We start from the raw sequence: 3,884 nt of genomic DNA, 5'->3' as shown, positions 1-3,884 counted from the left end.
TCGTGCTGGCGCTGGTGGCCGTGCTGGTCTTCGTGCTCACGCGCGCCGCCTCGGGCGACCCGATCTCCGTGCTGCTGGGCGACCAGGCCACCGCCGCCGACATCGCCCGCGTGCAAAAGGACTACGGCCTGGACAAGCCGCTGCCCGTGCAGTTCGGCTACTGGCTGCGCGAAGTGCTGCAGGGCAACCTGGGCACCTCGATCTTCCTGCAGCGCCCGGTCACGCAGGCGCTGTGGGAGCGCGCCGAGCCCACCACCTTGCTCGCGCTGCTGGCCGTGGCCATCGCCGCGCTCATCGGCGTGCCCTGCGGCATCGTCTCGGCGGTGTTCCGCGGTCGCGTGGTCGACCAGTTCTTCACCGGCATCGCGATGCTGGGCGCCAGCATTCCCAGCTTCTGGCTGGGCATCGTGCTGATCCAGATCTTCGCGGTGTCCTTCGGCTGGTTCCCGGTCTCGGGCTACGGCGCGCCCGATGCCCCCTTCGCCGAACGGCTGCATGCGCTGGTGCTGCCGGCCACCGTGCTGGGCCTGCTGAACTCCGCGCTCATCATCCGCTTCACGCGCGCCTCGATGCTCGACGTGCTGGGCGAAGACTACGTGCGCACCGCGCGCTCCAAGGGCCTGAGCGAGAAGGTCGTCGTGCTCAAGCATGCGCTGCGCAATGCATTGGTGCCCATCGTCACGGTGATCGGCCTCACGGTCGCACTCATGATCGGCGGCGCCGTCATCACCGAGACCGTGTTCGGCCTGCCGGGCGTGGGCAACCTCGTGGTCAACGCCGTGCTGCGGCGCGACTATCCCGTCATCCAGGGGGCGCTGCTCGTGATTGCCGCGATCTACGTGCTCATCAATTTCTCGATCGACCTGCTGTATGCGGTGGTCGATCCGCGCGTGAAGGTCTGAACGATGCGCATGCCTCGAATGCTCCGCCAGCTGATGCACCGCCGCATCGTGATGGTGTCCGCCCTGGTGCTGCTGGTGATTGCCGTGCTCGCGGTTGGTGCGCCATTGTTCGCTTCGGCCGACCCCAGCGACACGGCCGTGCTGCAGCGTCTGAAGGCGCCCAGCGCCGAACACCTGCTCGGAACCGACGAACTCGGGCGCGACATGTATTCGCGCATCGTGCACGGTGCCCGTTACTCGCTGGCCATTGCGGCGCTCACGGCGCTGGGCGCGGTCATCGCCGGCACCGTGCTGGGTTTGATGGCGGGATTCTTCCGCCGCCTCGATGCACCGCTGATGCGCGTGGTCGACGCCATGATGTCCTTCCCCGACATCCTGCTGGCCATCGCGCTGGTGGCCATCCTCGGGCCGTCGCTGATGAACACCGTGCTCGCGCTGGTGCTGGTCTACACGCCCCGTGTCGCACGCGTGGTGCGAGCGTCGACCTTGGTCGTGCGCGAGCTGCTCTTCGTGGAGGCCGTACGCGCTTTGGGCGTGCGCACCTCTCGCATCCTGTGGCGCCACATCCTGCCGAACCTGATGTCGCCGATCCTGGTGCAGGTGTCGTTCATCTTTGCCTACGCCATCCTGGCCGAGGCGGGTTTGTCTTTCCTCGGTGTCGGCGTGCCGCCCGAGATCCCCACCTGGGGCACCATGGTCGCGGGCAGCCAGCAGTACGCGCACCAGGCCTTCTGGGTCGTGCTGTTCCCGGGCCTGGCGATCATCTTCACGGCGCTGTCGCTGCAGTTGCTGGGCGATGGTGTGCGCGACCTGCTCGATCCGAAGCTCAAGAAGACCTCGTGATGAACACCGCGAACACCACCCCACGCCTCACGGTCACCAACCTGAGCACCAGCTTCCCCACTGAAGACGGCCTGGTCCGTTCGGTGGCCGATGTAAGTTTCTCGATCCAGCCCGGCAAGACCACCGCGCTGGTGGGCGAGTCGGGTTCGGGCAAGTCGGTCACCAGCCTCACGCTGATGCGCCTCTTGCCCAAGACCGCCAACGCACAGGTCAGCGGCAGCGCCTCGTTCGTCACGCGCGAAGGCAAGACACTCGACCTGCTGCAGATCGGCGAGCGCGAGATGCGCTCGCTGCGCGGCAACCAGCTGTCGATGATCTTCCAGGAGCCCATGACCAGCCTGAACCCGGTCTTCACCATCGGCGAGCAGATCGCCGAGAGCGTGCGCCTGCACAAGGGGCTGGACCGCAAGGCGGCCTTGGCCCATGCGCTGCGCATGCTCGAGCTGGTGGAGATTCCGGCTGCGGCCCAACGCATCCACGAGTATCCGCACCAGCTGTCGGGCGGCATGCGCCAGCGCGTGATGATCGCGCTGGCCATGGCCTGCGACCCGACGCTCTTGATCGCCGACGAGCCCACCACCGCGCTGGACGTGACCATCCAGGCGCAGATCCTGGAGCTGATGCGCCGGCTGCAGGCCGAGACCGGCATGAGCATCCTGTTCATCACGCACAACCTGGGCGTGGTCGCGCACCATGCCGACGACGTGGTCGTCATGTACTCGGGCCGCGTGGTCGAGCGTGCGCCCGTGCGCCCGCTCTTCGCGCAGCCCGAGCATCCGTACACGCAGGGCCTGTTGGCCTGCCTGCCGGGCAAGGCGCGCCAGCCGGGGCAGCCCAAGCCCAAGCGGCTGTTCGCCATTCGCGGGCAGGTGTCGAGCCCGCTGGCACCGCCGCCGGGCTGTGCTTTCGAGCCGCGCTGCGACCAGGCGCTGGCAAGCTGCAAGGACGCCATGCCGCCGCTCATCGACATCCGCCAGGACCGCCAGGCCCGCTGCATTCGTGTGCAGCCCGATGCCCAACTCGCGAGGGTCGCATGACCGCTGTTTCTTCTTCCTCTCCCCTCATCGAAGTCCGAGGTCTTAAAAAATACTTCGGCAGCAGCGAGCGCCCCGTGCGCGCGGTGGACGACGTGTCCTTCGCGATCCAGCCCGGCGAGACGCTGGGCCTGGTCGGCGAATCGGGCTCGGGCAAGAGCACCATCGGGCGCACCGTGCTGCGGCTGGTCGAGCGCACCGAGGGCCAGGTGCTGTACCGCGGCGACGACATCGGCGATCTTTCCGGTGAGCGCATGCGCAAGCTGCGCAGCAAGCTGCAGATCATCTTCCAGGACCCGTACGCCAGCTTGAACCCGAAGATGCGCATCAGCGCCATCCTGGGCGAGGCGCTGTCCACGCACGGCCTGCACAAGGGCGCAGCCGCGCGCGACAAACGCATTGCCGAACTGCTGGAGACCGTGGGCCTGCGCCCCGAGCATGCGAGCCGCTTCCCGCACGAGTTCTCGGGCGGCCAGCGCCAGCGCATCGGCGTGGCGCGCGCGCTGGCCGTGGAGCCCGAGTTCATCGTGGCCGACGAGCCGCTGTCGGCGCTGGACGTGTCCATCCAGTCGCAGGTCATCAACCTGCTGGCCGACCTGCGCGAACGCCTGGGCCTGACCATGCTCTTCATCTCGCACGACTTGGATGTGGTCGAGTACCTGTGCGACCGCGTGGTGGTGCTGTACCTGGGCAAGGTGATGGAAGTCGCCACCACCGAGGAACTGTTCGCGAACCCCTCGCACCCCTACACCCAGGCGCTGCTGGCTGCGAGCCCGAAGCCCGACCCCGAGCTGGCCACCGAGCGCATCGCACTGAAGGGCGACATTCCCAGCCCGATCTCGCCGCCCTCGGGCTGCGTGTTCCGCACGCGCTGCCCGCACGCCATCGAGGCCTGTGCGCAGACGGTACCCAGCCTGGATGAGATTTCCCCCGCACACTACAGCGCCTGCATCCGCAAAGAACTGCTCTCCCACATCGCCGTTGCACGACCATGACCGACATTTCTTCCTCGACACACGATTTCATCGACCCGCTGCTGAGCGACCGTTTCAAGGGCTACCCGCGCACCCAGCCGCCGCGCCTGCGCAGCGAAGTCGGCGCCGCC

The 3,884-nt window shown here is 67.6% G+C and carries 4 protein-coding genes; all 4 read left to right on the top strand.

Going from position 1 to position 3,884, the window contains the following annotated elements; all coding sequences use genetic code 11:
* The first annotated feature begins 2 nt into the window (after nucleotides 1-2).
* The 4 genes from AC1RLW_RS31380 to AC1RLW_RS31365 are packed head-to-tail and all read left to right on the top strand — an operon-like array spanning nucleotide 3 to nucleotide 3,774.
* Nucleotides 3-902, top strand: a complete 900-nt coding sequence (locus tag AC1RLW_RS31380; RefSeq protein WP_493196287.1) for an ABC transporter permease — start codon at nucleotides 3-5, stop codon at nucleotides 900-902.
* Between the two features lie 3 nt (nucleotides 903-905).
* Nucleotides 906-1,745: an ABC transporter permease gene (locus AC1RLW_RS31375; RefSeq protein ID WP_493196286.1), complete on the top strand. Its 840-nt coding sequence runs from the start codon at nucleotides 906-908 to the stop codon at nucleotides 1,743-1,745.
* Nucleotides 1,745-2,782 carry an ABC transporter ATP-binding protein gene (locus AC1RLW_RS31370; RefSeq protein ID WP_493196285.1) on the top strand — a complete coding sequence of 346 codons (1,038 nt, stop codon included), beginning with the start codon at nucleotides 1,745-1,747 and terminating at the stop codon, nucleotides 2,780-2,782. The genes AC1RLW_RS31375 and AC1RLW_RS31370 overlap by 1 nt, the downstream gene beginning before the upstream one ends.
* Complete coding sequence (locus tag AC1RLW_RS31365; protein ID WP_493196284.1) at nucleotides 2,779-3,774, top strand: ABC transporter ATP-binding protein; 996 nt, start codon at nucleotides 2,779-2,781, stop codon at nucleotides 3,772-3,774. The genes AC1RLW_RS31370 and AC1RLW_RS31365 overlap by 4 nt, the downstream gene beginning before the upstream one ends.
* Nucleotides 3,775-3,884: the final 110 nt, after the last annotated feature.

The sequence above is a fragment of the Variovorax sp. GW822-FHT04A09 genome (assembly GCF_058801005.1).
The sequence above is the reverse complement of the archived record's forward strand: the minus strand, read 5'-3'. Positions and strand labels throughout refer to the sequence as shown.

Excerpts from the sequence above, each read along its gene's own strand:
- AC1RLW_RS31370 (WP_493196285.1), top strand. The coding sequence starts at position 1,745 with ATGAACACCGCGAACACCACCCCACGCCTCACGGTCACCAACCTGAGC.
- AC1RLW_RS31365 (WP_493196284.1), top strand. The coding sequence starts at position 2,779 with ATGACCGCTGTTTCTTCTTCCTCTCCCCTCATCGAAGTCCGAGGTCTT.
- AC1RLW_RS31375 (WP_493196286.1), top strand. The coding sequence starts at position 906 with ATGCGCATGCCTCGAATGCTCCGCCAGCTGATGCACCGCCGCATCGTG.